Source organism: Tritonibacter scottomollicae (assembly GCF_003003215.1).
GTDB classification, from domain to species: Bacteria; Pseudomonadota; Alphaproteobacteria; order Rhodobacterales; family Rhodobacteraceae; genus Epibacterium; species Epibacterium scottomollicae.
On record NZ_PVUF01000010.1, the window covers coordinates 76,622 to 103,266 of the forward strand.

Below are 26,645 nucleotides of genomic sequence, written 5' to 3' on the forward strand. Positions count from 1 at the left end.
GGGACAGCTCACATGCTATTCGGACTTGATGGCGTCGAAATCGGCCTGATCATCGTCTTTTTCTGCCTCTTCGGGGGCATTCTTTCCGGCTTTCCGGTGGCCTTTGCCATCGGCGGGGCCGGGGTCATTTCCTTCGGGATCATCGCCGCACTGGACAGTGGTGGCCTTCTTATCCACCAGGCTATCGATACGTCGAGCCAAGCCTACAGCAATCTGGTCAACTCGGGTGTGAAACCCGATGTGATCTCGGTCTTCCGATACCCGGAGTTGCCACGCATCGGCGAACCGGTGTTCCCGCAGGGCTGGGAAGTTGCGATGGATCGCAACGTCTCCTTCATCGTCAATCGCATCAACGAACGCGTCCTTGCAGGTGCGTCGATCGAGACGCTGCTGGCGGTGCTGATGTTCGTGCTGATGGGCATCACGCTGGAACGCTCCAAGATCGCCAACGATCTGCTGACCACCATGGCGCGCGTCTTCGGCCCGCTGCCAGGCGGTCTGGCGGTGTCCATCGTGGTTGTGGGCGCGTTTCTTGCCGCGTCCACCGGGATCGTGGGGGCCACCGTGGTCACCATGGGCCTGCTGGCCCTGCCGACCATGCTGCGCAACAACTACTCGCCAGAGCTGGCGACGGGTGTGATTGCGGCCTCCGGCACGCTGGGGCAGATCATTCCGCCCTCGATCGTGATCGTTCTGCTGGGCACGCTGGCAGGGGATCTCTACTCCACCGCGCAGGAAAACCGCGCTCAGGAGGCAGGGTGCTCTGACGCGTTGACCTATCTCGGCGAGCCGGCAGTGGTTTCTGTCGGCACCCTGTTCCAGGCAGCATTGCTGCCGGGGATCATGCTGGCACTGCTCTATGCGCTTTATGCCTTTGGCTACGCGCTGATGAACCCGCACAAGGCGCCGGCGGTGTCGATGGGGGCGGCCAATGAAGAGCCGATCACCCGCGGGGAGGGGCTGACTTGGTTCCTTGGTGTTCCGGCGGCGCTGATCGTTGGCACGGTCCTGATGAGCAGCCTCAACGTGGTTGGCAGCCAGGACATCACCATTTCCACATTCTCGGATGCGGGGCAGACCGCGACGCTGCGCACCAATGTTGGGCCGGAGTGTCAGGCAGCGATGATCGACCTGCATGGTCAATCAGCCTGGGACGATGCGGTGGCCGAGCAGGTCAAGATCGACGCCGCAGGTGGTGTTGCCGCCGCGACCAAACTCTCGGAAGACGAGCAGGCGGTTGCGCTGGAGCAGAAGATCGCCAACGCAGCTCCCATCGGTACCGGGATCGCGACGCTGATCGTGTTGCTGGGTCTGACCCTGGCCGTAGGCCGTGGGGTGGCGCCGTCGCGCGATGCCAAGCCGCTGATCCTCGGTGCCATTGGCCTGTTGGTTCTGGCGTTGGTGGATATCGTGGCGATCACGCCAACCACTTCGGCCTCGGCCACGGTGGCTTGGATGCTGCTGCCGACCCTGCTTGCGCTTTATGGCTGTCGTGAAGCGGCGGCGCGCTGTGCCCGCAACGACCTGATCCGCGTGGTGTTCCCGCCGCTGGTTCTGATCGTGGCGGTGCTGGGGTCCATCCTCGGTGGCATTACCAACCCGACGCCGGCTGCGGCGCTTGGGGCCGGTGGTGCAATCATGCTGGCGGCCTACCGCAAGCTGAAGGATGAGGGGCAGACCGGCAGTATCATCATTTGGGCCACCTTTGCGGTGATCCTTGCGATCCTGACCGGTGTGAACTTCGACCTGCGGATCAATCAGGATGTGGTGCCGGCAGAAAGCTACGCGGCCTTCTTCTTTGCCTATGCGTGTTATCTGTTTGCCCTCTTTGGTCTCCTGTATGGCATCTGGGTGCTGTTCCGGGGCGGGGTGATGACGCCGATCGTGCGGGAGACCGCCAAGGTGACGTCGATGGTCTTCACCATCCTAATCGGGTCGCAGCTCTTGAACCTGGTGGTGATCTCCTTTGGCGGCGAACACTATATTCAGGACTTCCTGAAGAGCTTCGACAGTGAGATGAAAGTCTTCCTGATCGTGATGCTCGTGCTGTTCATCCTCGGCTTTGTGCTCGACTTCCTGGAGATCATCTACATCGTGATCCCCATCGTCGGCCCGGTGATCTATGGCGGTTCGTTCGACCCTAAATGGGTCACCATCATGGTGGCGGTGAACCTGCAGACCTCTTTCCTGACGCCTCCGTTCGGGTTTGCGCTGTTCTACCTGCGCGGGGTGGCACCGCGAGAGGTGACCACCGGGCATATCTATCGCGGGGTTCTGCCCTTCGTGCTGATCCAGGTGGCAGGGCTGGCGATCCTTTGGTTCTTCCCGTCGATCGTGACGATCGTGCCGGCGCTGATCCCGAATTGATCTAACACCGGCAAGACACCAAGACAGAAAAGGGCCCCGCAGCAACTGCGGGGCCCTTTGGCTTTTGCGGATCGTGGCATCTTGCAGGGGCGGAAGGCACAGCCGCAAAGCTGGACAGCCCGCCCGAGCGGCTGGCCTCATCAACCAAAGTGAATTCAAAATCTAGACGAGCTGGATCAGGTCCCAGCGGTTGCCAAACGGGTCGCGCCAGACGGCGACGGTGCCATAGGGTTCGTGCCGTGGCTCTTCCTCAAAGACAACACCGGCCGCCAGCATCGCGGCGTGATCCCGGTCGAAGTCATCCGTGGCGAGGAACAGACCGACACGGCCGCCGAACTGGTTTCCGATCGCTGCCTGCTGAGCTGGGCCATCGGCGCGCGCAAGGATCAGGCTGCCCTGGCTGGCACCCGGTGGCAGGATGCGCACCCAGCGCTTGCGGCCCTGATCGACGTCTTCGGCCAGCTGCCAGCCAAGCTGGCCGCAGTAAAAGGCAATGGCTGCGTCATAATCGGGAACGACAAGGGACAAAGCATGCAGATGCTGCATGGTCTCTATCTTTTTGACGGGTGCTGGCCCTGCGGCAGATGAATGTTGGCCACCTGTTCAGCGATGGGCGCGGAGGACAGCGGGTGGTCTTCGGCTTCAAAGGCTGCGGGATCCTTGAGCGGCGTCCACTGGCCGCCGAAATAGACCTCAAGCCCGGAGAAGTTCGCCTTGTATCCCATCTTCTGACTGCCCGCGACCCAATAGCCGAGATAGACATACGGCAATCCCGCCTCGCGCGCGATTTCGATATGATCGAGCACCATGAAGGTACCAAGCGAGTTTTGCGGCAGGTCCGGCGTATAGAAGGAGTAGACCATGCTCAGCCCGTCTTCGAGCACATCGGTCAGCGCGACGGCGGTCAGCGCGTTCCGTTCAGGGTCCATGTATTCGATCACGCGGGTGCGGATCGGGGTTTCCTCTACCATCGCCGCATATTCGAAGACATCCATGTCGGCCATGCCCCCGTCCGCATGGCGCTGGTCCAGATACTCGCGGAACAGGGCGTATTGATCTTCCGTTGCCCAGGGCGATGTGGCGCGACGCTCCAGATACCGACTGCGATTGTGGGTCTTGCGCTGACTGCGCGTCGGCTTGAAGGCGTCGACGTTGATCCGCGCCGACATGCAGGCGGAACAATCCGAACAGGACGGTCGGTAGAGCACATTTTGTGATCGCCGGAACCCCTGTTGGCTCAGAGAGCTGTTCAACTGCTCCACGCCGTTGCCCTGCAGTGAGGTGAACAGCTTGCGCTCCATCCGGCCCTCCAGATAGGGGCAGGGCTGCGGTGCGGTCACATAAAACTGAGGAGCAATCGGAAGCGTATGGCGCATGAGGGGCGTCTGTGGCTCTCTTCTAACGGGACAGGCCGCCGGGGCACGGCGGTCCAATGACAATTCTGCAGTATCTGGATGATAGCAACAGGGTCGCGCGAGACAAGTGGCCATGTGAAAAATGGATTAACGCCTCGGAATCCATCGTTAAAAACGGCGCGTCAGGCGCGCCGTTTCAGCATCACGGTTCCCAGCATGTGATCGCTCAACCCCTGGCCACGCGCGGTGGTAAGCATAAGCAGGATGGAAATCACCTGCAGTACCGGAACCGCCATGGAAACGGTATAGCCCACGGTGTGCAACAGCGCGCTGCCGCCATCCAGGCGTTGCCCGGATTGTTCGCGCAGCTCGATGCCGCTGAACCGCATACCCAATGTGGCAGACCCGTTGGCCAGCGTCGCGACCCGGTAGACAAAGCCGACCGTCAGGTAGAGGGCGGGCCATACCAGCAGACCGAGAAACGCGGTGAACGGCACGATCAGTGCCGCGATGGCAAAGATCAGGACAGAATCGATCAGGAAGGCAAACAGCCGCTTGGGTGCGACGCCGGAATAGAACTCGGCCTGAATGTCTGGATCGGGAAGGGCGGTCATTCGGGGCTCCTGCAAATTTGGAAACGGCGCTCCCGCCCGGAACAGCTCCGGGCGGGCAGGGTGTCTATCAGGCCTGACCGGCGGGACGGTCGGCGGTGTCATCATCCGATGTCTCGGCACCGGCATGACGGGACCGCTCATCCATGAACTCGTCGAACTCGGCCTTGTCCTTTGCGGCGCGCAGCCGGGCGAGGAAAGCCTCGAAATCGCTCTGCTCCTGTTCAAGGCGCGACAGCGTGTCGGCCTTATAGGCGTCAAAGGCGCTGTTGCCACTCGATTTCATCGCGTGAAATCCGTGATGCATGTGGGACGAACGGCGGCGGCAGGAGGATTTGAACATACGTTTGCTCCAGATCATATAGGCAAGGATGGCAAGGCCGACAGGCCAGAAGAGAACGAAACCCAGAACCATTGCCGCGATCCAGGCCCCTTTGCCCTTGGAATCCAGCCAGGCTTCGCTCTTGGCCAGCCACCCTTGGTGCGGGGTCGGCGGCAGGTTGGTGGTATAACTCGTCATCGGTTCTCTCCACGGTGATGGGTTTATGTAAACATCATTTACATCACCGATATGTGGAGCCACCGGCCTCCCTGCAAGGGGGCATGTAAATGTTTTTCACATTTACTTTGATTTTGCGTAGGAACATGCCTGCCGAGAACAGCGCCAAGGCCGTCAGACTGCGACGCGGGATGACGCAAAAGCGCAGAGAAAGAGGGAAGCCAAGGTGCGGCCACGCGCCCAAAACCACGTGTACTAAGTATAATGTCCGAAAACACTGGTTTCGGACGGCCTGCCGGAAACAAGCCCGCCAGACAAACAACTGGTTACTGCATCACTCGGTCCCCGAAATGGGAGCGCGACCGCTGTTTCAATAATATCCGAATAGTTGCATTTGTGGAAGGCTGTAGATGCGCCTTACGGCGCCTGAACCGTTAGTTTACCGAAAAGATTGAGTGTTTACGGAGGGCGCGGCGAGTCTGGTGCTTCGAAAAACGCGCAGGCTTTGGCGTCAGCAATATCGCTTTTCGAAAATTTAACGATGATCTTGCGCGGGTGGCACCTGGCATTTGGGGATTGACGCTCTGGTCGCTGCGCCACAGTCTCCCGCCATGTCAAATGCGCTTCAGATCATACGCTGTCCCCGTTCCTTCGACCCCGCGATCAGCCGCGAGGTCACGGCAGAGCTTGGCCACTTGCCCGCCGATTGGCGCGCGCTTCTGGAAGGGGCAGCGGGCAGCAGCCCGTATCTTCAAACCCTGATCCGCTCCGAGCGTGACTGGATCGAGGGCGCCCTCGCGGATCCCCAGGCCGCGCGCGCGACGGTGTTCGACGACTGCCGCGCTTGCCCACCGGATCAGCTGAAGTCTGTCCTGCGCGGGGCCAAACGCAAGATCGCGCTGCTTTGTGCGCTTTGCGATCTCTCCGGTCACTGGCCGCTGGAGGAGGTGACCGGCACGCTCACCCGTTTTGGCGAACTGGCGGTGGATGTGGCGTTGAAGGCGGAGATCGCCCTGGCGATCCGACGCAAGAAGCTGCCGGGGATGAGTGAGGAAGACATCGCAACCGCTGGCGGCATGAGCGTCTTTGCCATGGGCAAGATGGGTGCTTATGAGCTGAATTACAGCTCCGACATCGACCTGATCTGTCTCTTTGACGAGACCCGCTTTGCGCCCGATGACTTCATGGAGGCGCGTCAGGCCATGGTGCGCGCCACCCGCAACATGAGCGCCGCCCTCAACGACCGCACCGCCGAGGGCTATGTGTTTCGCACCGATCTGCGGCTGCGCCCGGACCCGTCGGTGACACCGGTGGCATTGGCGATGGAGGCGGCGGAACGCTATTACGAGAGCCTGGGCCGCACTTGGGAACGCGCCGCCTATATCAAGGCGCGCGCCTGCGCCGGTGACATCGCCGCGGGTGAGCGGTTCCTCAAGACCCTGACGCCCTTTGTCTGGCGACGGCATCTGGATTTTGCCGCCATCGAGGACGCCCACAACATGCGGCTGCGCATCCGCGAGAACAAGGGCACCGGTGGGCCGATCACCGTGCTGGGCCACGACATGAAGCTGGGACGCGGCGGCATTCGCGAGATCGAGTTCTTCACCCAGACCCGTCAGCTGATCGCGGGCGGGCGCGATCCCTCGCTGCGGGTGCGCGGCACTGTGGAGGGGCTGCAGGCGTTGTCGCAGGCCGGGTGGATCTCTGCCGATGTGACCGAGACCTTGGCTCGCCACTACCGCGACCACCGCGAGATCGAGCATCGCATCCAGATGGTGCATGACGCCCAGACCCACCGGATGCCCACCTCAGAGGAGGGGCTTGCCCGCATCGCCTGCCTGATGGACGAGGACGCCGAGAGCTTTGTCGCCGGTCTGCGGGAGCGGTTGCAGGACGTGCATCGGCTGACAGAGGACTTCTTCGTGCCCTCCGGCGGTGGTACGGCCAAACCGGCAGAGCCCGCGCCCGAGGAGCTGGACCAATCGGTGATCGCCCGCTGGCCGACCTATCCCGCGCTGCGGTCTGATCGCGGCGCGCGGATCTTTGAACGGCTCAAACCGGAACTTCTGGGCCGCCTGTCCCGGACCGCCAACCCTGGCGAGGCGCTGCTGGCGCTGGATGGCTTCCTGGCCGGCATGCCGGCGGGCGTGCAGCTGTTTTCGCTCTTCGAGGCCAATCCGCAGCTGATCGACCTGCTGGTGGATATCGTCGGCACCTCGCCAGCGCTGGCCAATTATCTGTCGCGCAATTCCTCCGTGTTTGACGCGGTGTTGGATGGCGGTTTCTTTTCCGACTGGCCAGGGCGCGCCGCGCTGATCACCGAACTGCAGGAGGCGCTGGCCGCCGAAAGCGATTACGAACGTCAGCTGGACCTGACTCGGCGCTGGCATCGCGAATGGCATTTCCGCACCGGTGTGCATCATTTGCGCGGACTGATTGATGCGGCGGAGGCCGGGCAGCATTATGCGGAGCTGGCGGATGCGGTGATTGTCGGCTTGCTGCCGAAGGTGACAGAACATTTCGCCGCCAAGCACGGACCGATGCCGGGGCGGGGCTGTGTGATCGTCGGCATGGGGTCGCTGGGCGCAGGACGCCTGACAGCCTCTTCTGACCTTGATCTGATCATGATCTACGACCCCCTCGATGCCGAGATGTCCGAGGGCAAACGCCCGCTTGCGGTGCGGCCCTATTATGCGCGGCTGACACAGGCGGTGGTGACGGCGCTGTCGGCACCGATGGCGGAAGGACGGCTCTATGAGGTGGACATGCGCCTGCGCCCTTCCGGCAGTCAGGGGCCGGTGGCCACCAGCTGGCCCAGCTTCACCCAGTATCAGAAAAACGACGCCTGGATCTGGGAGCATCTTGCACTGACCCGCGCCCGGGTGGTCGCGGGAGACCGGGATCTCTCCGCCGAGGTCGAGGCCTTCCGCAGCGACTTCCTTGCGGCACCACGCGACCGGACAACGGTCCTGACAGGGGTGTCGGAGATGCGCCGACGTCTGGCTGCGGCAAAGACGCCGGATGGTCCGTGGGACGCCAAGACCGGGCCGGGGCGTATGCTGGATATCGAACTGGCAGCGCAGGCTGGCACACTGCTGGCGGGGCAATCCTGCCGGACCGTGGCAGAGGGGCTGTTGGCAGGTGTCGCCAGCGGCTGGCTTGATGACGCTCAGGCGCAAGGGCTGACAGAGGCATATGGGCTATATTGGTCGGTACAGAGCGCTGCGCGGTTGATCGCGGGCAAGGGCTCTGACGGTGCGGTACGGGGTGAGGGGGGCGCGGCCTTCCTTCAGCGGAGCACCGGATGCGACGGGATTGGCGCTCTGCAACAGGCGCTGGAAGCAGCTTATGCGACGTCGGCCGCCTGTATTGATGCCGCGGTGGGTGCCGCCGCGGGAACGAAGGACGAGAGTGATGAGCAAGCCATCAGCTGAGGCCGGGGCGCTGGACCCAAAGGGATTGATCCGCGAAGCCTACCGGATCGAGGGGGTCGATGCCGCGCAGTGCCGCAGCATCTTTCTCGACTGGGCTTTGTCGGCGCCCATGGATCAGGACACAAATGCGGCTCTCTCGGCCCTGTTGGAACGCTATGGGCCTATGCATCCCGATCATCCGATGACAGGCGTGCTGCGCGATGGTCTGGCAGGGGGCGTCCGTCCAAGGCGCCGCGGCGGCTGGCGCGCCCGCCCGCGCAGTGAGTGACCGTTTGCGTGGTCTGAGGCCTTGATCTGTGGCTCGGCTTCTGTGGATCGCGCGCCGCGCCGCAATCTTGCTTGCTGAACCGCTCAGCGGTCAGAAAAATGGTTAACAACTCGTTAAAATGTGCGGGTTCGGTCGAAATCCTGCCCTGATTGACTGCCACACCATCTGCAACACGGTGGATTGTGGCCCCCTAGCGGGCCAGGAGGGGTTCTATGCTGATCACGCGTTTGACTATGACTTTGGGGCTGTGCCTGTCGCTTGTTGCCTGCGGAGCGGTCGAACCACCCAGCCGCAATGCCAGCGGCGAGCCACTTGCCGCCATCTCGCCTGCGATTGCGCCGCTGCCGGTGCCGTCGGTCTCGGTAACAGATGTGCAGGTGGTGGTGCCGCGCTCGCTGCGGGTGGCGGAGGCGAACCTCTTTCTGCCATCCGGTGACATTGTCTGGCGCGAAGATCCCGCGGGAGATCGCTACCAGCAGGTCCAGACCATCGTCCAGAGCGCCATGGAGCGTGGAGTTGCGGGCATGAATGGCCCTGTCGAGGCAATCCTGCAGGTTCAGCTGGTGCGGTTTCATGCATTGACGGAAAAGGCGCGCAAGTTCACCGGCGGAGTTCACTCCATCGCCTTTGATATGCGCCTCGTCGATCCGGCAACCGGCACGCCACTGTCCGATGCTCGCCGGGTGGAGGCCGATCTGGAGGCCTATGGCGGCAAGGCTGCGATCAGTGCGATGGCGCGGGGGGAGACCCAGAAGCGACGCATCACCGATCACCTCGCACAGGTCATCCAGCAGGTTCTGGTGGACCCGAACTCCTACCGGAATGCGCGGCTTGGGCTGCTCCAGACCCTGAACAAGATGTAAGCCATCGGCGCTACGCCTAAGCAGCAAGGAAGGCAGAGGCTTCTGTTTCGTGCGCCTCTGCTTTTACGTCTTGGGGTCTTGCAGAAGTCAGGCTATGTGAGATCCATGACAGAACCTGACCTGACCCCGACGCCACGCCCGCGCGTGAAGATGAAACCCAAATCGAACGCCCGCGCTATCCGCCACGGCTTTCCCTGGGTCTATGCCAATGAGCTGGTGACCGACCGGCGCACCAAGAAGATCGCCCCCGGCAGCCTTGCGGTGCTGGAGGATGAGACCGGCGCCCGCCTGGGTCTGGTGGCGGTGAACCCGGAGAGCAAGATCATCGCCCGGATGCTGGACCGTGATCCGGAGGCAGAGATCGACGTGGCCTGGTTTGCCGCCCGGCTGTCCCGCGCGCAGGACTTGCGCGCGCAGCTCTATGACGCACCATTCTACCGGCTGGTGCATGCCGAGGCCGACGGGCTGCCCGGCGTGGTGATCGACCGCTTTGGCGCGGCCTGCGTGGTGCAGCCCAATGCCGCCTGGGCGGAGGCGCATCTGGAGGCGCTGAGCACGGCACTGGGCGAGGTTACCGGCTGTGAGGTGATCCTGAAGAATGCCGCTGGACGCACCCGGAGCCTTGAGGGGCTGGACGATGTGAACGCCGTGCTGAAGGGCGCCGCCCCCGACGCGCCTCTGCCAGTGCAGATGAATGGCGCGACCTATATGGCCGACCTCACCGGCGGCCAGAAAACAGGGCTGTTTTACGACCAGCGCGACAACCACGCTTTTGCCGCCCGATTGGTGGCACCCGGCGCGGCTGTGCTGGATGTGTTTTCACATGTGGGCGGATTTGGTCTGGCGATGCTGGCAGCGGGCGCAGGCCATGCGACCTGCGTCGACGGTTCTGCTGCCGCCCTTGATCTTGCCCAAGCGGGCGCCGCGGCCTCCGGCCACGGCGACAGGTTTACCGCCCGTCAAGGCGATGCCTTTGACGCGCTGGCCGCCCTTGCCGCCGAGGGCGCGCAATTTGACGTGGTGGTCTGCGATCCACCCGCTTTTGCGCCTGCAAAACCGGCATTGGAGGCCGGTCTGCGCGCCTATGAGCGCATCGCCAAACTGGCCGCGCCGCTGGTCAAGCCGGGCGGCTATCTGGGGCTGTGCTCCTGTTCCCACGCGGCCGATCTGACGCTGTTCCGCAATGCCTCGGCGCGTGGCATCGGGCGGGGTGGTCGGCGCGGGCAGCTGCTGCACACCGGCTATGCCGGGGCGGACCATCCGCAGATGCCGCAGCTGGCCGAGAGCGGCTATCTGAAATCCGTGTTCTTCCGGTTGGACTGATACAGGAGAGGCCCCGATGAAGCTGCTTCTGGACACATGTGTGCTCTACCCGACGGTGATGCGGGAGATGCTGCTGGGCGCGGCGAAATTGGGGCATTTCACCCCGCTCTGGTCGGAGCGGATCCTCGGGGAATGGGAACGCGCGGCGGCCAAGATCGGTCCCGAGGGCCCCGTGCAGGCCAAGGCGGAGATCGCCTTGTTGCGCGCGGTCTGGCCGCGTGCAGAAGTGGCGTTGAAACCGGGGGTGACCTCGCGGTTGTGGCTGCCGGATGCCAATGACATCCACGTGCTGTCGTCCGCGATCAGCGGTCATGCGGATGGGATCGTCACGGTGAACATCAAGGATTTCCCGCGCAATCTGCTCGCCGAGGAAGGGCTGGAGCGAGTGGGCCCGGATCAGCTGCTTTATGAACTGTGGTTGAAGGATCGCGACGGGTTGGCCGCGGTCGGGGCCAAGGTGCTGGCTGAGGCCGATCGGCTGTCCGGCCGGACATGGGAAATGCGGGCGCTCTTGAAAAAGGCGCGCTTGCCGAGGATCGCCAAGGCCCTGGGTTCGTGAGGTCCTAGCAAGGCCGCAGGATAGTCTACCGCCCGGTCGCAAGACCGGGCAGCGCCCGTCCGCCCCCATGGGCGGGCGCTTTGCTTCCGCCCGCGGACATGCGCGGCCCTTAGTTCCCCAATTCGCCCAAAATCTCTGCTGCAATCTCAAAGGACCGCAAGCGCGCGGTGTGGTCGTGGATCTGCCCGGTCAGGATCACCTCGTCGGGCTGATATGTCTCGATCAACCGCGACAGATCTCCGCGCACCGTCTCCTTTGACCCCGTCGCCGATATGGTCAGCGCCTGATTGACCCCGGCCAGGATCTCCGGCGCCAGGGCCGCGGCGATATTGTCCACCGGTGCTGGCAGCTTGCCGGGCATGCCCAGACGCAGGCGGGCAAAGGCCTGCTGCATGGTGGTGCGGAGCCGCTCGCCCTCGGCGTCACTCTCGGCGGCGAAAACGTTGATCGCCAGCATCGCATGGGGCTTGTCGAGCGTCGCCGAGGGGCGGAACTGGCGGCGGTAGACCTCGAACGCCTGCTCCAGCGCTTGCGGCGCAAAATGCGAGGCAAAGGCATAGGGCAGCCCCAGCATCGCCGCCAGCTGCGCACCATAGAGGCTGGAGCCGAGAAGCCACACCGGCACCTGCGTATCCTCGCCGGGAATGGCGCGCAAATTACCGCCCTCGGAGCGGGGGCCGAAATAGCCGATCAGCTCCTGCACATCCTGCGGGAAACGGTCTCCAGCCTCCTGCAAGCCGCGGCGCATGGCGCGCATCGCGGCCATGTCGGTGCCCGGCGCGCGGCCCAGCCCGAGGTCGATCCTCGGGCCGTGGATCTCGGCCAATGTGCCAAAGGCCTCGGCCACCATATAGGGCGCGTGATTGGGCAGCATGATGCCGCCGGCCCCGATGCGCATGGTAGAGGTCGCCTGCGCGATATGGCCGATCATCACCGCCGTGGCAGCACTGGCGATGCCGGGCATGTTGTGATGCTCCGCCAGCCAATAGCGATGATAGCCCCAGCCCTCCGCATGACGGGCCAGATCGGCGCTGTTGCGCAGCGCGCCTGCGGTAGAGGAGCCTTCCGGAACCGGGGCGAGATCGAGGACGGAATAGCGCATGAAAACCTTCTCCTTGCTGGAAGGTCTAGATGGGGTCTCGTGGTGACGTGCGCAAGAGGGCTGCGGCGGAAACCGGGCCTGTTAGGCTCAGCCCTCGTCCCATTTGGCCTCAAGCCGGTCCAGCGCGGCAATGCGCTCTTCGGTCTTGGGGTGACTCATCAGCCAGGCAGGCGCCATGCCGGCCCGTGCACTGGTCAGCTCCTCGAGCTTGCGGAACAGGCTCTTTTGCGGCTCGACGCCGATGCCGGCCTTGGTCAGAAGTGCGGCGGCATATTCATCCGCCTCATATTCATCCCCCCGCGACAGGCGCGCGGCGATCAGGCTGGTCAGCGCGCCGGCAATCCACGGGCCGATCACCGGGATGAAGCGGCCGATCACCATCATCAACATGGTGCGCAGGGCGTTCTGGCCGGAAAAGTCGATCATCCGCTTCTTGGCATGTCCCAGCGCCACATGGCCCAGCTCATGGGCGATGACGCTGGCCATCTCGGCGTCGGAGACCTCACCGCTCTGGAACTTGCGATAAAAGCCGCGGGTGATGAAGATCCGCCCATCCGGTGCGGCCAGTCCGTTCACCGGGTCGATCTCGTAGATGTAGACTGGGATGCGCGGCAGCTCCAGCGCCGCGGCGAGCCGGTCTGTCATGCGCTTCAGATGCGGGTCTGCCAGCTCGGTGGAGCGGGCGTCCAGCTCGCGATGGGTGCGCCAAACGGACAGGCGGTACATGACCAGCCCGTAGATCACGGCGAGGAGGATGGGAGTCAGTCTCAGCATGACTTGTGATATGGGCGTGTTTCGGGCCCGCGACAAGCGGTTTGCGGGATTTCACGCCAGCTGTGGGGCGGTTCATGTTACCCTTGCGCCAGCGATAGCCGGGCAGAGGAGGGTCAGTGATGGATGGCACGGTGACGGTACTGGTGGGCACGACCAAGGGCGCGTTCCTGATCGACGGTGGCGCAGAGCGAAGCGAATGGCGGGTGCGCGGGCCGTTCTGTGACGGCTGGGGGATCAACCATGTGGTGGGGGATCCTGCCAGTGGTGAGATCTGGGCTGGCGGTGGCGGCGAGTGGACCGGCGCCGGGATTTGGCACTCCCCCGATGGCGGCGAGAGCTGGCAGGTGACCCGGCTGACACGGGGCACCACCGATGACTGGGCCGAGAAAGACCCGGAATTTGCCGCGATGATCGGCTATGAGCCGGTGGAGCTGCCCTTTGGCAGCGACTTCCAGCAGATCTGGTCGGTGGGGGTCGGTGCAGGCGTGCTCTATGCTGGCACAAAACCCGCCAACCTGTTGCGCAGCGTGGATGGCGGTCAAAGCTGGACCCTTGTGGAGGGGCTGAGCACTCATCCATCGTCTGACAGTTGGACCCCGGGCGCGGCGGGGCTGGTGCTGCATACGATCCTGACCGACCCGGAGCGCCCCTCGCATCTGTGGTGCGGGATCTCCGCCGCCGGCGTCTTTGCCAGCGAGGATGGCGGGATAACCTGGGAGCGGCGCAACCGGCTGTCCAATGCGGAGGGCTGCGCCCATCATGACCACCCGGCGGCACCGCGGGACGGGGAAACCGGACATTGCGTGCACAACATGGTGCGGGCACCGGGGAGCGGCGAGCTGATCTACCAGCAGAACCACCACGGGGTCTGGAAATCCCGCGATGGGGGCCGCAGCTGGGAGGATATCAACGCCGGGCTGCCCTCGACCTTCGGCTTTCCGATCCATGTGCATCCGCGCGACCCGGAGGTGATCTGGACCCTGCCGCTCAACGGCGACAGCGCCGGGCGGTTCCCACCTGAGGCGGCGGCGGCGGTGTGGCGGTCGCGCGATGGAGGCGAGAGCTGGCAGGACTGTCGGGCCGGCCTGCCGCAGGAAGGGTGTTTCTTCACCGTGTTGCGACAGGCGATGGCCGGGGACCGGCGCGACCCCGCGGGGGTCTATTTCGGTACCAACTCCGGCTCTGTCTTCGCCAGTTTTGACGAAGGCGATGCGTGGCAGGAGATCGCCCGGCATCTGCCCACCATCCTGTCGGTCGAGGTGATGGACCGCGGGTGAGGCGCGTTCTTGAGTACTAGGTCAGAGGTGTTGCGCTTTGCGTTGCAAATCGCGCGAGGGCGGCGGCCGCGCCTGCGGCGCGGCCGCCGCCCGGCCCAACGCTTTTGACGCAGGCTGTGCCTGCGGAAACAGGGGCGGGAGCTCTCCCTTGAAGACCTGCGACCATGTGCCTGTGGCGCGGGGCGGTGACGCGTGGTTCCCTGGCGGCAGATGCGGGCAAGGGATATTGGAATGAACCTCTATTTGGTGAGTGCGGCCGGGCTTTCGGCCTGCTGGATGCTGGTGCATGCGATCATTGGCGGACGGCAGTGCGAACGCCCGCTGGCGGCGAACACGACGCTGCCGGACGAGGTGCGCGAAACCATGATCCTGTGCTGGCATCTGGTGACTGGCATGCTGGTCCTGATGGCGCTGTTTCTCGCTCTCGGAGCACTGGGGCGCCGCGACATGGCGCTGGCTGGAGTGCTGCTGGCGGCGATGAGCGCCGGGATCGGTATTTTCGTACCACCGCTGCGGCGGCTGTCCTATGCGGTGCTGCCGCAGGGCTGGTTGTTTGTCCCGGTGATGCTGCTGGGGGCCTGGGGGCTATGGGGCGTTTAGGCCAAACAGACTGAACAGGTCAGGAGGGCTGACCTTGTGTTTCGCGCACGAAACAATGGGGCAGGAAGGCTGATACTTTTTGTCGGGCCACGCCCGCAGATCGAACCCAGATGCGGGTTGCGCCCTGTCAGAACGTTGCGTTTGCAATATGTTAGCTCTCGAAAGTGATGCGGCTCAGCGGGTCAGGTCGCGCATGCCGCGTTCCAGCCCGTCGAGGGTCATCGGCACCATGCGGTCCTCGAAGATCTCGCGGATCATCTGGATCGAATGGGTGTACTCCCAGTATTTCTCCGGCACCGGGTTGATCCACAGATGCGCTCCCCATTGTTCGCGGGCGCGCTGCAGCCAGACCTGACCGGCCTCCTGGTTCCAATGCTCATTGGCGCCGCCGGGGTAGGCGATCTCGTAAGGGCTCATCGAGGCATCGCCGACAAAGATGCATTTGTAGTCCGGCCCGTAGGTGCGCAGCACCTCATGGGTCGGCGTCTGCGCGTCCCAGCGGCGGCGGTTGTCACGCCACACGCCCTCGTAAAGGCAATTGTGGAAGTAGTAATATTCCAGATGCTTGAACTCGCTGCGCGCGGCAGAGAACAGCTCCTCCACCACCTTGATATGCGGATCCATGGAGCCGCCGACGTCGAGGAACAGCAGCACCTTGGCGGCATTGTGGCGCTCTGGCCGGGTCTTGACGTCGAGATAGCCGTTCTCGGCGGTGGAACGGATGGTGCCGTCGAGATCCAGCTCTTCGGCGGCGCCTTCGCGGACCCAGCGGCGCAGGCGTTTCAGGGCGACCTTGATGTTGCGGGTGCCGAGTTCGACATCGCCGTCCAGGTTCTTGAAGTCACGCTTGTCCCAGACCTTGACCGCGCGCTGATGGCGGCTTTCGTTCTGGCCGATGCGCACGCCTTCGGGGTTGTAGCCATAAGCGCCAAAGGGCGAGGTGCCGGCGGTGCCGATCCACTTGTTGCCGCCCTGATGGCGGCCCTCCTGGTCCTTCAGGCGCTCCTTCAGCGTCTCCATCAGCTTGTCAAAGCCACCCAGCGCCTCGATCTCGGCGCGTTCCTCGGCGCTCAGATGCTTTTCGGCCATCTTGCGCAGCCATTCCTCGGGGATGTCGACCGCCTCCATCACCGCAGAGGCGGGGATTTGGTCGAGCCCTTCGAAGGTGGCGGCAAAGGCGCGGTCAAAGCGGTCGAGGTGGCGCTCGTCCTTCACCATCACCACGCGGGCGAGGTAATAAAACGCCTCCACGTCATAGGTGGCCAGCCCCGCTTTCAGCCCTTCGAGAAAGGCGAGATATTCGCGCAGGCTGACCGGCACGGCGGCGTTGCGCAGATTCTCGAAGAAGGGCTGGAACATGGGGCCTCCGGCGTGGTCGGGATCTGTGGCAGATCAGAACAGGGTGCGGTCGATGACGATTGTGACGAACAGGCCAACAATACCAAAGATGATGGCGTAGACAGCCCCGTATTGCAGCATGTCGGCGACATTGCCGCCACGTTTGCGGGCCTTGAAGGCACCGATTGCCGCGCCGAGGAGAAACGAGAGAATGACGATCATGTGGAAGCTATCCAGGTCTGTGGTCGGCATGGTCCGCAGGGTGCGTTACGGATCAGTGGAATGACCGGTGTCAGGTGATTTGTCGGATATAGCCCGGCTTCGCCTCATGTGCAAAGGTCACGGGCGCGCTGCGGCAACCTCGCGCAGCCGTGTTTTCACCGTGGCCTCGACGCCATTGCCGTAGAGCGCCCAGCCAAGGCTCTCGGACCGCAGGCTGCTCGCTGCGCGTTTCTGCCCGCGCGCCTCTGCCAGATGCGCCTTCAAGACCAGCAGAGTGGACATCAGAGCCGCGTTTTGCCCAGCGGTTGCCGCGGGCAGGGCCTGTGCGATCAGGCGGTCCGCCTCTTTCAGCTTGCCTTGGCGTAGGGCGAAACTGGCCAGTCGGGATTGCACGAGCGCACGATGCCCTGCCGTGTCGGGCCCGCCGCCGAGGAAGGTCAGCGCGCTGCGGAAATGGGCCTCAGCCTCTGTGGGATCACTGTCCTGAATGGCGCGGCCGATCAGAAAATGCCCAAATGCACGACGATGGTCCCGCCAGCCGAGGTCACGGGCAATGCGCGCGGCCTCATGCGCCGCACGGATCCGCATGGCGCCGGACCCATAACCGCCCAATGCGGTCTCCACCGCCAGCCCCCAGCTGCGTGGAGTTTCCGGCAAAGGGGCAGAGGCGCGACGCTGACCGGCCGGGTTCAAGCGGGCCAGGATGGCTGGCAGCCTCGCGGCGACCTCGGCGCGGCTCATTCCGGTTTTCAGCGCCGGGTCGTAGGTCGCCCGCAACATCAACATGTCGAACCCGGTCAGAACCGTATGTACATTGTCGTCGTTGAAGACAGAGTCCGGCAGCCGGTAGAGGTCGTTCAGCGGCCCCAGCGCCTGGGCCAGTTCCTCGTGCAGACAGTCGCGGAGTTCCTGCGGGCTGACATCATTGGGAACAAAAATGGCCAGCCGCGTGCGGCTGCGCAGGTTCTTCCAGTTGGTCTGGGGCTGTCGGCGGGTGCGGCGGTATTCGTCCAGAGAGCTGACATTGGCAACCACGAAACAGGCGGCTTGCGGCAGCAGGCGCTGAATGCGGGAGCGGTTGACCGCCTCTATGGTAATGGCCGCGGGCGTCCCTGTCGGCAGCCGGCGGATGTCGAGCCCGGCCTCGTTGCGCAACCGGGACAGCAGGGCCTCAAGATCGGGGCGCAGCGTTGCGGTGGGGCTGCCGGTGATGGTCACGCCTACGGGCGTTTCAAATCGGGTCAGCACCGGCATTTCCGTACCGCCTTCGAGGCGGAAGTGCAGATCCAGAAAATCGCGCGCCATATCGGCATTGGAGCGCTGCGGCGGTAGGGCGGCGCGCGTCGGGAAGGTGCGGATCGGGGGCAGGTCCATGGTCAGGGACGCCGACGCGCGCGATGGTGGTGAGGCGCTGTCGCTGCAGGCCCCGGCGACCAACGCCAGCAGAACCGCCAGAGCGGTCATCAGGGGGCGCCGTGCGCGCAAGCTGTATCCCGAAAAATGGTGTTTCAAAGTCAATTGACTGCCCTGTCTGGTCCGTCATCGGAAACGGACCCTATCGAGGCTACTACTTTGACCAGGAATTGGACATCAGTTTGAAGCGGAGAGGGCGGTGCGTGACGTCAATGCCACGCAATGGCCCCGATCAAGGCGCAGTTCTTGGGGGCGCGCCCCTGCATGTCGGCTTCTGCCTGCCGCCTTGCAGTCATAGGGTGGCGGGGCCTGACGTGTGCCAGCCGGGGCAGGCGGGGCGTGTCAGCGCCCGCGCCGCGCCATGAAGGCGAGCCGTTCGAACAGATGCACGTCCTGTTCGTTCTTCAGCAGCGCGCCATGCAGTTTCGGCAGCGCATTGGCGCCGTCGCGTTTCAGATCCTCGGGGCTCAGGTCTTCGGCCAGCAGCAGTTTCAGCCAGTCGATCACCTCGGAGGTTGAGGGCTTCTTCTTCAGACCTTGCGTGTCGCGGATCTCGTAGAACTGCGTCAGTGCGGCCGACAGCAAGTCGGGCTTGATATTGGGGTGGTGCACCTCAACGATCTTTTTCATCGTCTCGGCATCGGGAAAGCGGATGTAGTGAAAGAAACAGCGGCGCAGGAAGGCGTCGGGCAGTTCCTTTTCATTGTTCGAGGTGATGATGATCACCGGGCGGTTCTTCGCGCGGATGGTTTCGCCGGTCTCGTAAACGTGGAACTCCATCTTGTCGAGTTCCTGCAAGAGGTCGTTGGGAAACTCAATGTCCGCCTTGTCGATCTCGTCGATCAGCAGCACCACTTTTTCATCGGCCTCGAAGGCTTCCCAGAGCTTGCCCTTGCGGATGTAGTTCGCCACGTCATGCACGCGTTCGTCACCAAGCTGGCTGTCACGCAGACGGGAGACGGCGTCATACTCATAGAGCCCTTGTTGGGCGCGGGTGGTCGACTTCACGTTCCATTCGATCATGCGCATGCCAAGGGCGCTGGAAATCTGCTTGGCCAGCTCGGTTTTGCCGGTGCCGGGCTCTCCCTTGACCAGCAGAGGGCGCTCCAGCGTGACGGCTGCATTGACCGCAATTTTCAGGTCTTCGGTTGCCACGTAGTCCTTAGTGCCCTGAAATAACATGAACTCTCCCTTGGGTTGCGCCATAGAATTGCCGAACTGGCATGTTAGGGTTCCGTATAATCATAGCGCACCACTATTGTGTAGTGACATTCGGCGCGCTTGGGATTAAACGCTGCGGCATGGGGGAGCCACGATGCTTGGAAATTTAAAAGAGACCAAGATTATGGGCCAGACCGAAGGAGCCGAAATGAAGCAGGACGTGTTTCTGCCGGAGGACTATCGCCCGGCCGAAGACGAGCCGTTTATGAATGAACGGCAAATGGAGTATTTCCGTCGCAAGTTGCTGAATTGGAAAGCCGAGCTTTTGGACGAAAGCCGGGATACCATCGAAGGCCTGCAGGAAAACACGCGTAACATTCCCGATGTGGCTGATCGCGCAAGCGAAGAGACTGACCGGGCTTTGGAGTTGCGCACGCGTGATCGTCAACGCAAACTGGTTGCCAAAATCGACGCCGCAATCCGCCGTATCGACGAGGGCGAATACGGATATTGTGACGTGACGGGGGAACCGATCTCACTCAAGCGTCTGGACGCACGTCCGATTGCCACCATGAGCCTTGAAGCTCAGGAACGGCATGAACGGCGCGAGAAAGTCCATCGCGACGACTAATTTTATAGTCCATCCACAAGTTTATGAAGCGCCGGGCCTTTTGCTCCGGCGCTTTTTTGTTATGAGCTTATACGTGCGGTAAGCAGGCATTGGGTGCATGAATTTCAAGGATATCAGGGTAACGGTGATCGGCGCCGGGATTGGCGGCCTGGCGGTGGCGCAGCTTTTGCGTGCAAAAGGCGCGCAGGTCACGGTGCTGGAGCAGGCCGAGCAGATTTCCGAAGTCGGCGCCGGGCTGCAGGTCACGCCCAACGGTGTTGCGGTGCTGCGGGCAATGGGGCTGGCGGATGATCTGGCCTGGTGCGCACAGCGCGCGCGTGCCGTGGTGCTGCGCCATCACCGCGAAGGCCGCGAGGTTTTGCGCCTGGATCTCGACCAATATGCTCACGATCTGCGGTATTACTTCGTCCACCGCGCTGATCTTATCAACCTGCTGGCGGATGCGGTGCGCCGGTCCGGCGTTCAGGTGCGGCTGTTGCAGAAGGTCAGTAGCGTTGTGCCCGGCGCGCGTCCCGAAGTCCGGCTGGCCAATGGTGCCCGATGTGGCGCGGATCTGGTGATTGGTGCAGATGGGCTGCATTCGCGGGTGCGTCCGGCGCTCAACCCCGTCTCGGCACCAAAATTCACCGGTCAGGTGGCCTGGCGGGCAACCGTGCCCAACCGACTGGAGTTGCCAGCCGAGGCGCAGGTCTTCATGGGGCCGGGGCGACATCTGGTGGCCTATCCCCTTAAAGACGGCTCTTTGGTCAACCTGGTTGCAGCCCAAGAGCGTCGAGAATGGGCGGATGAGAGCTGGAACCGCAGCGACAATCCGGAGAACCTGCGCCAGGCGTTTGGCAACTTTGGCGGGGCGGCTGGTGCCTTGCTTGATGATGTGCGCGAGGTGAAGCTCTGGGGCTTGTTCCGTCATCCCGTGGCGCAGACTTGGGGGCATGACGGGGTTGCGTTGTTGGGCGATGCCGCCCATCCGACACTGCCATTCATGGCGCAGGGAGCCAATATGGCGCTGGAGGACGCGTATGCCTTGGCCGATTGCCTGTGGCAGGCAGAGGATCTTGCGGCAGGCCTCGCAGCTTATCAGACCCGTCGTCGCACACGTGCCTCCAAGGTGGTCGAAGCGGCCAATGGCAATGCATGGAAGTATCATCTGCGCCCGCCGTTGAGCTGGCCGGCACATCAGATCTTGCGCGCCGCAGGCTCATTGGCGCCCCAGAAGATGGTCAGCCAGTTCGACTGGATCTATCGCCACGATGAAACCGCGCTCTGAAACACTTGTCGGTGCATGAGGAGTTTCGCTTCGGGCTTTGCCCGAAGCGACCCGCGCCGCGCGCCCCTTGCGGGGCGCGCGGCGCTCGGCCCAACGGGCGTGGTGGCATTATGAATGCCGCTGATGCCGGGCGGGAGGCACCAGCGGCGCATGCCCGTTCTGAGAGCATGGGCCCGTTGCCTGCCCATTGGCGAGCGGATGGTCTAAGGGTTCAGATGTCCAGCTCGACCCAGATCGGAACATGGTCGGACGGCTTTTCACGGCCACGAATGTCCTTGTCGATCTGACAGTCCTTCAGCAGGTCCGCAGCCTGTGGCGTCAGCAGGAAGTGATCGATGCGGATGCCGTCGTCACGGTTCCAGGCGCCCGCCTGATAATCCCAGAACGTATAGTGACCCGGGCCCCGCGTCCGGGCACGAAAGGCTTCGGTGAACCCAAGGTTTACGATGCGCTGAAAGGCGGCGCGGCTTTCGGGCCGATGTAACGCATCTTCCTGCCAGGCCTCCGGCCGTTTGGCGTCTTCGGCCTGAGGGATGATATTGTAGTCACCGGCCATGAGGGCGGGCATCTCTTCTGCCATGAGCTCTTCGGCCCGCGCCTTCAGCCGCTCCATCCAGGCAAGCTTGTAGGCGTATTTGCCGCCGGCCACCGGGGTTCCGTCCTCTTCCAGCTCGACCGGGTTGCCATTGGGCAGGTAAAGACCGCAGATCCGGATCGCCTGTTTGCCGACCACCGTGGCCTCGATCCAGCGGGCTTGTTCGTCGCTGTCATCGCCGGGCAGGCCGCGACGTACATCCTCAAGGGGGAGTTTCGACAGGATCGCCACGCCATTGAAGCTCTTCTGGCCGTGGGTCTCCAGGTTGTACCCTCGCTCTTCGAACATCTCGCGCGGGAAGGCGTCGTCGACAGATTTGATTTCCTGCAGGACGGCAACGTCGGGTTGCGCCTCGTCCAGCCAATCGGCGAGCGCATTCACACGGGCCTTGATGCCGTTGATGTTGAAACTGGCGATCTTCATGGCGGTCTCCGTGTTGCGATCCGAGACCCGTTCTATCGCTGAATTCCAACCGTCCTGCAAGCGGGCGAGAGGGGGCGGAGCCGAATCCTCCGGGGAGGGAGAATCGGTGTTTGGAATAGGTTAAAGCAAATATCTACGTACAACCTAAGCGGTTTTGTCTTTTGCTTTGCAGGAATGACGGTGTGAGTAATTCTGTGAGTTGAATGTGTGTAACTCGAAATTGGATCGGGAATCAGTTTATTGCTGATCGGAATTAATGTGATATTGTCATTTGGTGGGTGCGGTTTTTAATTATTTTCTTGATGTATTTCTATTTGCGGGCACCTTTTAAGTGTGAGCTTCCAAATAGGAGAAAAGTCATGACTGCACTGAAGAAAATGGTAGACGTCGCACTGTGTGAAACCGGCGCATTTGCTGGTGAGAATGTTGGGCTCGTCAGCTCGACCTGCCTTGATGGCGCGCATGAGGGTGGTCATGTATCCCTTTACAGTTCCACATGTATTTCTTCTGAGGTGACGGACATGCATGGCGGCGCCGCAACGCATATGGTGTCGTCGACCTGCCTCGAACAGATGAAGTAACCCCGGTGAGATATCGTGATCCGGCCTGTGCTGGATCACGAAACTCGACAGGTTTCTAATTCCGCGGAGGGGATGCCGATGGGGCAGGTTTTATCATTTTCAAATGCCCGAGCGCAGAGAGGCAGTTCTGGAGTTCCAGGGTTGTTGGAAACCTTTGGCGCATTTCGAAAAGATCGCCTTGATGTATTGTGGCTCAAGGAAAATGCAGAGCTGCTCAATGTTTTAGAAACCACGGGTTGCAAAATATCATGCGGCGCATTGGAGCCTTTACTCCCATTTTACGAAGGGAGCCTGCGGCACCTCAATTTCTTCCGTCAGTATTACCGCTTTATCCTGTCGATCTGTCTCGACCTTGAGGATCTGGGCCTGCCGGGGGAGCGGGGCGAAGCGATGGCGGGCTGGATTGCCGACCGTGATATCGCACGCAGTGAGTTGTCGGATCTGCAGCGGGGCGAGGCGCGGCGCTTGCTGGCGCGCCGGGGCGTCGATTTGCGCGGCGTGGAGGGGCTTGATGACAGGTTGCGGGGCTTCATGCGCCAAAGCGCCTGTTTCGCGGTGCCAAACCGCAAGGCCGCCTACGAGCTGACACATGTGGTTTTCTATCTGACTGAATATGGCCGCGCGCCGATCCGTCTGGAGAGCGAAGAGCGCCGCAGCTTGTTGTTCGCTGGGCTGGTTGCCTTTCTGGATCAGGACGCGGATCTGCTCGCCGAGATCTGCATCGCGCTGACCTTCTGCAACGAGGTACCGCCGCAGGATTGGTGCCGTTGGCTGGACCAGCAAGTCGGCAGCTTCACCTTGCGGTCTGCACAGGGGCGCGTCGGAAACGACGACTACCATCCCTATTTGATGTGCAATTGGTTTCAACTTCTGGTTGGACGCAGCGGATTTTCTGATGCAGACTGCAAAGGGTCAGTCGTTATCGAGGGGCAAGCGCGCCCCAGTGCGTTGCGGGGGGTGTCGATGGCTCTTTACACATTGTTGGATCAGGCCCCCGGAACCTGGGCCAGAATGCGTCGTCCATTGTTGCAGAGCCTGAGCACGGAGGATGGAGATCTGCTGTGCCGGGTCGAGGCCAGCACCCCCGTTTTTGAGCCCTTCTTCGAGGTATTTTCGCGCTCGGGCCAAGTTGGTCGCGCATGAACCGTGTTGCCGCAGGGGTGATTGCAGTGCTGGTGTACACCGGCCTCATAGCAACGGCGGACGGGATCACCAAAATGATGGCGTCGGAGTTCGCGCCGGCGCAGCTGTTCGCGGTCTCCGGCCTATTGGTCGCGGCCTTTTGTCTTGGCGTAAATCACATACAAGGGCACCCGGAAGGGTTGAGTACGCGTTGCGTGAAGGCGATGATGCTGCGGTCAGTTGCGACGGTTCTGGCCTGCACGTCATTCTTTTTTGCCTTCCGATATTTGGCGCTTGCCGAGGTGTTTGTCTTCATCGCGTTGATGCCGCTTTTTGCAGCGCTGCTGTCGGGGCTGATCCTGAAGGAGCGGATCCGACCCGTGGTCTGGCTGGCGCTATGTCTCGGGGTGGTCGGTCTTTTGGTGATGCGACCCGCCGTGCAGATGGGCGGTGCTACCGGTTCGGCCTTGGCGCTGGCGGGCGTGGGTTTCGGAACCCTGTCCATCATCATGGCGCGCTATATCAGTCGGTATGACAGCAATGTTCTGCCGCAGGTCTTCTATCCAAACCTGACCTTGGGGGTGGTGATGCTGTGTGTCTTGCCGTTCGTCTGGCGGCCGATGGCGGTGGCCGACTGGGGCTGGATCTGTACCTATGCTGTTGTTCTGTTCGGCGCGCGCTGGTTGCTGGTCTTGGCGCTGCGTCAGTTGCCAGCCTATACCGTCACGCCATTGCTCAATCTGCAATTCGTCTGGATGACATTGATCGGGGTGCTGGCCTTTGGTGAGCTGCCGGCGGTTTCAACCTGTCTGGGCATGGCCGTGGTTGCGGCCTCTGGCGTGTTCCTGGTGTGGGATCAGGCGCACACTCCGCCAATCAAAGCGGCCCGCGCCGTGGCGCTGGGGGGCGAGGGGGCATAGAGGGTTTGGGGGGGGCGGGCGGTCGCAGACTCGAGGCACGGCACCAGCGCCGCGTGAAAAGCCCCGTGTCGGAAAGTGTCGCGGCGCCTGGCGCGCCGGACGCTAACCGGGCGCTGACATCCGCTACACAAAGCCGTTACATCGAGAAGGAGGTGCCGCAGCCACAGCTGGAGGTGGCATTGGGGTTCTCGATGGTGAAGCGCGCGCCGATCAGCTCTTCGGTAAAGTCGATCACCGCATTCTCCAGAAAGGGCAGGGAAATCTCGTCGACAACGACTTTCTGTCCTTTGCCTTCGAGGATCAGATCCTCTGCTTTGGGCGCGTCCAGAGCGATTTCATACTGGAACCCGGAACAGCCGCCGCCTTCTACGGCGATGCGCAGGGCCTGGCCCTGGTCGGCGGCCCCGATCTCGGCCAGCCGGTCAAAGGCACGATCCGTCACTTTTGGGGGCAGTTGCATACTGGTTTTCTCCGATGGCGTGTTGCAGCGTTGAGTCAAATATAGAAAGGTGCGCGCGAGGCGACAAGATTTCCCGAGGAATAAACCATGTACGCGCCCTATGCCACCATGCCCGAGCTTTCACGCGGGCGTCAGGTCGACGAAGAAGAAAGCAGCTTTCGCTCGCCGTTCCAGCGCGACCGTGACCGGATCATCCATGCCAGCGCCTTTCGGCGGCTGAAGCACAAGACACAGGTCTTTGTCGAACACGAAGGCGACAACTATCGCACCCGGCTGACACATACCATCGAGGTGGCGCAGGTGGGGCGGACGATTTCCGGTGCGCTGGGGCTCAATCAGGAACTGACAGAGGCGGTGGCGCTGGCCCATGATCTCGGTCACACGCCCTTTGGCCATACCGGCGAGGACGCGCTGCACGAGATGATGGCGCCCTATGGCGGCTTTGACCACAACGCGCAGGCGTTGCGGATCGTGATGGCGCTGGAAAGGCACTATGCCGAATTCGACGGGTTGAACCTGACCTGGGAAACGCTGGAAGCGATCGCCAAACACAATGGGCCTGTTGTGGGGGATCTGCCCTGGGCGCTTGCAGCCTGCAATCAGGCGATTGATCTGGAGCTTCACACCTACGCCAGCGCCGAGGCGCAGGTGGCGGCGCTGGCGGATGATGTGGCCTATAACAACCACGACCTGCATGACGGGCTGCGGGCGGGATTGTTCAGTGATGACGATATTTGCGGCCTGTCGCTGATCGGCCCTGCCTATGCGCAGGTCGACGAGACATACCCCGGGCTGGATGCGAACCGCCGTCGGCACGAGGCGCTGCGCCGGGTGTTCGGCGTGATGGTCAGTGATGTAATCGACACCGCGCGCCGGAAACTGGCCGCCTCTGGCGCCCAGTCGGTGCAGGAGATCCGGGCGCTTGACCACTCGGTCGTGACCTTCTCGGATGAGATATGGCGTCAGCTGAAAGAGCTGCGCGCGTTTCTGTTCACCCGCATGTATCGTGCCCCGTCAGTGATGGTGGTGCGGGAGCGGGTCGCACATGTGGTGAAGGCGTTGTTCACCTACTATCTGGAGAATACGATGGCGATGCCGGAGCGCTGGCATGATGACATCCGTGCTGCCGCCACAGAGGTGGAGCGGGCGCGGATCGTGTCGGACTATATCGCCGGGATGACCGACCGCTTTGCGCTGCAGCTCTATGATCAGTTGGCGCTGGGGGAACACCGAGACTGACGGCAGGTACTGCAGTATGGGGAAGCGAGGCGCTGCCTCGCGCTCCGAGGTATTTAGCAAAAAGCTGAAGGGGGGGCTGGTATCGCGGCGCCAAAATCCCTTCTGCGTCGCGCGCGGTGGTTCACTTTGATCAGGATTGGGCTGGTGGTGCCCCCTTGAAAGGGGCAGATCGGGCGATGTCGCGCCGGAGAGTGTGCGCGCGGCCACTGGGCGCGCCTGCTTCGACTGTTGACCCTGAGCG

Annotated in this window: 26 protein-coding genes; 14 read left to right on the forward strand and 12 right to left on the reverse strand. The window is 62.6% G+C overall.

Annotated elements, in window-relative coordinates:
- Positions 1-12: 12 nt before the first annotated feature.
- The gene (locus CLV89_RS15230; RefSeq protein ID WP_106164521.1) at positions 13-2,367 is read left to right on the forward strand and encodes a TRAP transporter large permease; all 2,355 of its coding nucleotides are present in this window, start codon (positions 13-15) and stop codon (positions 2,365-2,367) included.
- Positions 2,368-2,529: 162 nt separating this feature from the next.
- Here CLV89_RS15230 and CLV89_RS15235 read toward each other — a convergent pair whose 3' ends face one another.
- The 4 genes from CLV89_RS15235 to CLV89_RS15250 all read right to left on the reverse strand — a co-directional run bounded on the left by CLV89_RS15235 (position 2,530) and on the right by CLV89_RS15250 (position 4,853).
- Positions 2,530-2,913 (reverse strand): VOC family protein, encoded by a 384-nt coding sequence (locus CLV89_RS15235; protein ID WP_106164522.1) that lies wholly within the window; start codon positions 2,911-2,913, stop codon positions 2,530-2,532.
- Positions 2,914-2,918: 5 nt separating this feature from the next.
- Entirely contained in the window at positions 2,919-3,743 is an 825-nt protein-coding gene (locus CLV89_RS15240) for an arginyltransferase (protein ID WP_106164523.1), read from the reverse strand.
- Positions 3,744-3,904: 161 nt separating this feature from the next.
- Entirely contained in the window at positions 3,905-4,336 is a 432-nt protein-coding gene (locus CLV89_RS15245) for an RDD family protein (RefSeq protein ID WP_106164524.1), read from the reverse strand.
- Between the two features lie 67 nt (positions 4,337-4,403).
- Complete coding sequence (locus CLV89_RS15250) at positions 4,404-4,853, reverse strand: DUF2852 domain-containing protein (RefSeq protein WP_106164525.1); 450 nt, start codon at positions 4,851-4,853, stop codon at positions 4,404-4,406.
- A gap of 590 nt (positions 4,854-5,443) precedes the next feature.
- On the opposite strand from CLV89_RS15250, the gene CLV89_RS15255 reads away from it, so the two are divergent.
- The 5 genes from CLV89_RS15255 (at position 5,444) to CLV89_RS15275 (ending at position 11,279) form a co-directional block, all read left to right on the forward strand.
- Positions 5,444-8,266: a [protein-PII] uridylyltransferase family protein gene (locus CLV89_RS15255; RefSeq protein WP_106164526.1), complete on the forward strand. Its 2,823-nt coding sequence runs from the start codon at positions 5,444-5,446 to the stop codon at positions 8,264-8,266.
- Complete coding sequence (locus CLV89_RS15260; protein ID WP_106164527.1) at positions 8,247-8,534, forward strand: hypothetical protein; 288 nt, start codon at positions 8,247-8,249, stop codon at positions 8,532-8,534. Before CLV89_RS15255 ends, CLV89_RS15260 begins: the two co-directional genes overlap by 20 nt.
- Before the next feature lie 212 nt (positions 8,535-8,746).
- A complete protein-coding gene (locus CLV89_RS15265; protein ID WP_243395027.1) occupies positions 8,747-9,397 on the forward strand; it encodes a DUF6778 family protein in 651 nt (216 codons plus the stop codon).
- 105 nt (positions 9,398-9,502) lie between these two features.
- Complete coding sequence (locus tag CLV89_RS15270) at positions 9,503-10,720, forward strand: RSP_2647 family RNA methyltransferase (RefSeq protein ID WP_106164528.1); 1,218 nt, start codon at positions 9,503-9,505, stop codon at positions 10,718-10,720.
- 16 nt (positions 10,721-10,736) lie between these two features.
- The gene (locus CLV89_RS15275) at positions 10,737-11,279 is read left to right on the forward strand and encodes an RSP_2648 family PIN domain-containing protein (RefSeq protein ID WP_106164529.1); all 543 of its coding nucleotides are present in this window, start codon (positions 10,737-10,739) and stop codon (positions 11,277-11,279) included.
- Positions 11,280-11,388: 109 nt separating this feature from the next.
- On the opposite strand, the gene CLV89_RS15280 is transcribed toward CLV89_RS15275, so the two are convergent.
- Both CLV89_RS15280 and CLV89_RS15285 read right to left on the reverse strand, forming a co-directional pair.
- Complete coding sequence (locus CLV89_RS15280) at positions 11,389-12,381, reverse strand: LLM class flavin-dependent oxidoreductase (RefSeq protein ID WP_106164530.1); 993 nt, start codon at positions 12,379-12,381, stop codon at positions 11,389-11,391.
- Between the two features lie 87 nt (positions 12,382-12,468).
- A complete protein-coding gene (locus tag CLV89_RS15285) occupies positions 12,469-13,155 on the reverse strand; it encodes a M48 family metallopeptidase (RefSeq protein ID WP_106164531.1) in 687 nt (228 codons plus the stop codon).
- A 119-nt stretch (positions 13,156-13,274) separates the two neighbouring features.
- Here CLV89_RS15285 and CLV89_RS15290 point away from each other — a divergent pair, with 119 nt between their 5' ends.
- Positions 13,275-14,432: a beta propeller repeat protein gene (locus CLV89_RS15290; RefSeq protein WP_106164532.1), complete on the forward strand. Its 1,158-nt coding sequence runs from the start codon at positions 13,275-13,277 to the stop codon at positions 14,430-14,432.
- A gap of 231 nt (positions 14,433-14,663) precedes the next feature.
- Positions 14,664-15,032, forward strand: coding sequence for a hypothetical protein (locus CLV89_RS15295; RefSeq protein ID WP_106164533.1), 369 nt, complete (start codon positions 14,664-14,666; stop codon positions 15,030-15,032).
- A 174-nt stretch (positions 15,033-15,206) separates the two neighbouring features.
- On the opposite strand, the gene CLV89_RS15300 is transcribed toward CLV89_RS15295, so the two are convergent.
- The 4 genes from CLV89_RS15300 to CLV89_RS15310 all read right to left on the reverse strand — a co-directional run bounded on the left by CLV89_RS15300 (position 15,207) and on the right by CLV89_RS15310 (position 19,187).
- Positions 15,207-16,391: a vWA domain-containing protein gene (locus CLV89_RS15300; protein WP_106164534.1), complete on the reverse strand. Its 1,185-nt coding sequence runs from the start codon at positions 16,389-16,391 to the stop codon at positions 15,207-15,209.
- A 33-nt stretch (positions 16,392-16,424) separates the two neighbouring features.
- Positions 16,425-16,622 carry a hypothetical protein gene (locus CLV89_RS22650; protein WP_207796950.1) on the reverse strand — a complete coding sequence of 66 codons (198 nt, stop codon included), beginning with the start codon at positions 16,620-16,622 and terminating at the stop codon, positions 16,425-16,427.
- An 87-nt stretch (positions 16,623-16,709) separates the two neighbouring features.
- Positions 16,710-18,056 carry a DUF2927 domain-containing protein gene (locus tag CLV89_RS15305; protein ID WP_106164603.1) on the reverse strand — a complete coding sequence of 449 codons (1,347 nt, stop codon included), beginning with the start codon at positions 18,054-18,056 and terminating at the stop codon, positions 16,710-16,712.
- Positions 18,057-18,347: 291 nt separating this feature from the next.
- Positions 18,348-19,187, reverse strand: a complete 840-nt coding sequence (locus CLV89_RS15310; protein WP_106164535.1) for an AAA family ATPase — start codon at positions 19,185-19,187, stop codon at positions 18,348-18,350.
- A gap of 187 nt (positions 19,188-19,374) precedes the next feature.
- Here CLV89_RS15310 and dksA point away from each other — a divergent pair, with 187 nt between their 5' ends.
- Both dksA and CLV89_RS15320 read left to right on the forward strand, forming a co-directional pair.
- Positions 19,375-19,797: an RNA polymerase-binding protein DksA gene (dksA, locus tag CLV89_RS15315; protein ID WP_005634254.1), complete on the forward strand. Its 423-nt coding sequence runs from the start codon at positions 19,375-19,377 to the stop codon at positions 19,795-19,797.
- A 97-nt stretch (positions 19,798-19,894) separates the two neighbouring features.
- Entirely contained in the window at positions 19,895-21,064 is a 1,170-nt protein-coding gene (locus tag CLV89_RS15320) for an FAD-dependent monooxygenase (RefSeq protein ID WP_106164536.1), read from the forward strand.
- Between the two features lie 211 nt (positions 21,065-21,275).
- On the opposite strand, the gene xth is transcribed toward CLV89_RS15320, so the two are convergent.
- Positions 21,276-22,082 (reverse strand): exodeoxyribonuclease III, encoded by an 807-nt coding sequence (xth, locus tag CLV89_RS15325; protein ID WP_106164537.1) that lies wholly within the window; start codon positions 22,080-22,082, stop codon positions 21,276-21,278.
- 359 nt (positions 22,083-22,441) lie between these two features.
- Here xth and CLV89_RS15330 point away from each other — a divergent pair, with 359 nt between their 5' ends.
- From CLV89_RS15330 to CLV89_RS15340, 3 genes are all read left to right on the forward strand, one after another.
- Positions 22,442-22,663 carry a hypothetical protein gene (locus CLV89_RS15330; protein ID WP_106164538.1) on the forward strand — a complete coding sequence of 74 codons (222 nt, stop codon included), beginning with the start codon at positions 22,442-22,444 and terminating at the stop codon, positions 22,661-22,663.
- 78 nt (positions 22,664-22,741) lie between these two features.
- Positions 22,742-23,806 (forward strand): DUF6902 family protein, encoded by a 1,065-nt coding sequence (locus tag CLV89_RS15335; RefSeq protein ID WP_106164539.1) that lies wholly within the window; start codon positions 22,742-22,744, stop codon positions 23,804-23,806.
- Positions 23,803-24,705, forward strand: a complete 903-nt coding sequence (locus CLV89_RS15340) for a DMT family transporter (protein WP_106164540.1) — start codon at positions 23,803-23,805, stop codon at positions 24,703-24,705. The genes CLV89_RS15335 and CLV89_RS15340 overlap by 4 nt, the downstream gene beginning before the upstream one ends.
- Positions 24,706-24,841: 136 nt before the next feature.
- Here the strand turns inward: CLV89_RS15340 and CLV89_RS15345 are convergent, their stop codons facing one another.
- On the reverse strand, positions 24,842-25,165 hold the full coding sequence (locus CLV89_RS15345) for a HesB/IscA family protein (RefSeq protein WP_106164541.1): 324 nt from the start codon (positions 25,163-25,165) through the stop codon (positions 24,842-24,844).
- Positions 25,166-25,252: 87 nt separating this feature from the next.
- Here CLV89_RS15345 and CLV89_RS15350 point away from each other — a divergent pair, with 87 nt between their 5' ends.
- Complete coding sequence (locus CLV89_RS15350) at positions 25,253-26,404, forward strand: deoxyguanosinetriphosphate triphosphohydrolase (RefSeq protein ID WP_106164542.1); 1,152 nt, start codon at positions 25,253-25,255, stop codon at positions 26,402-26,404.
- Positions 26,405-26,645 lie beyond the last annotated feature (241 nt).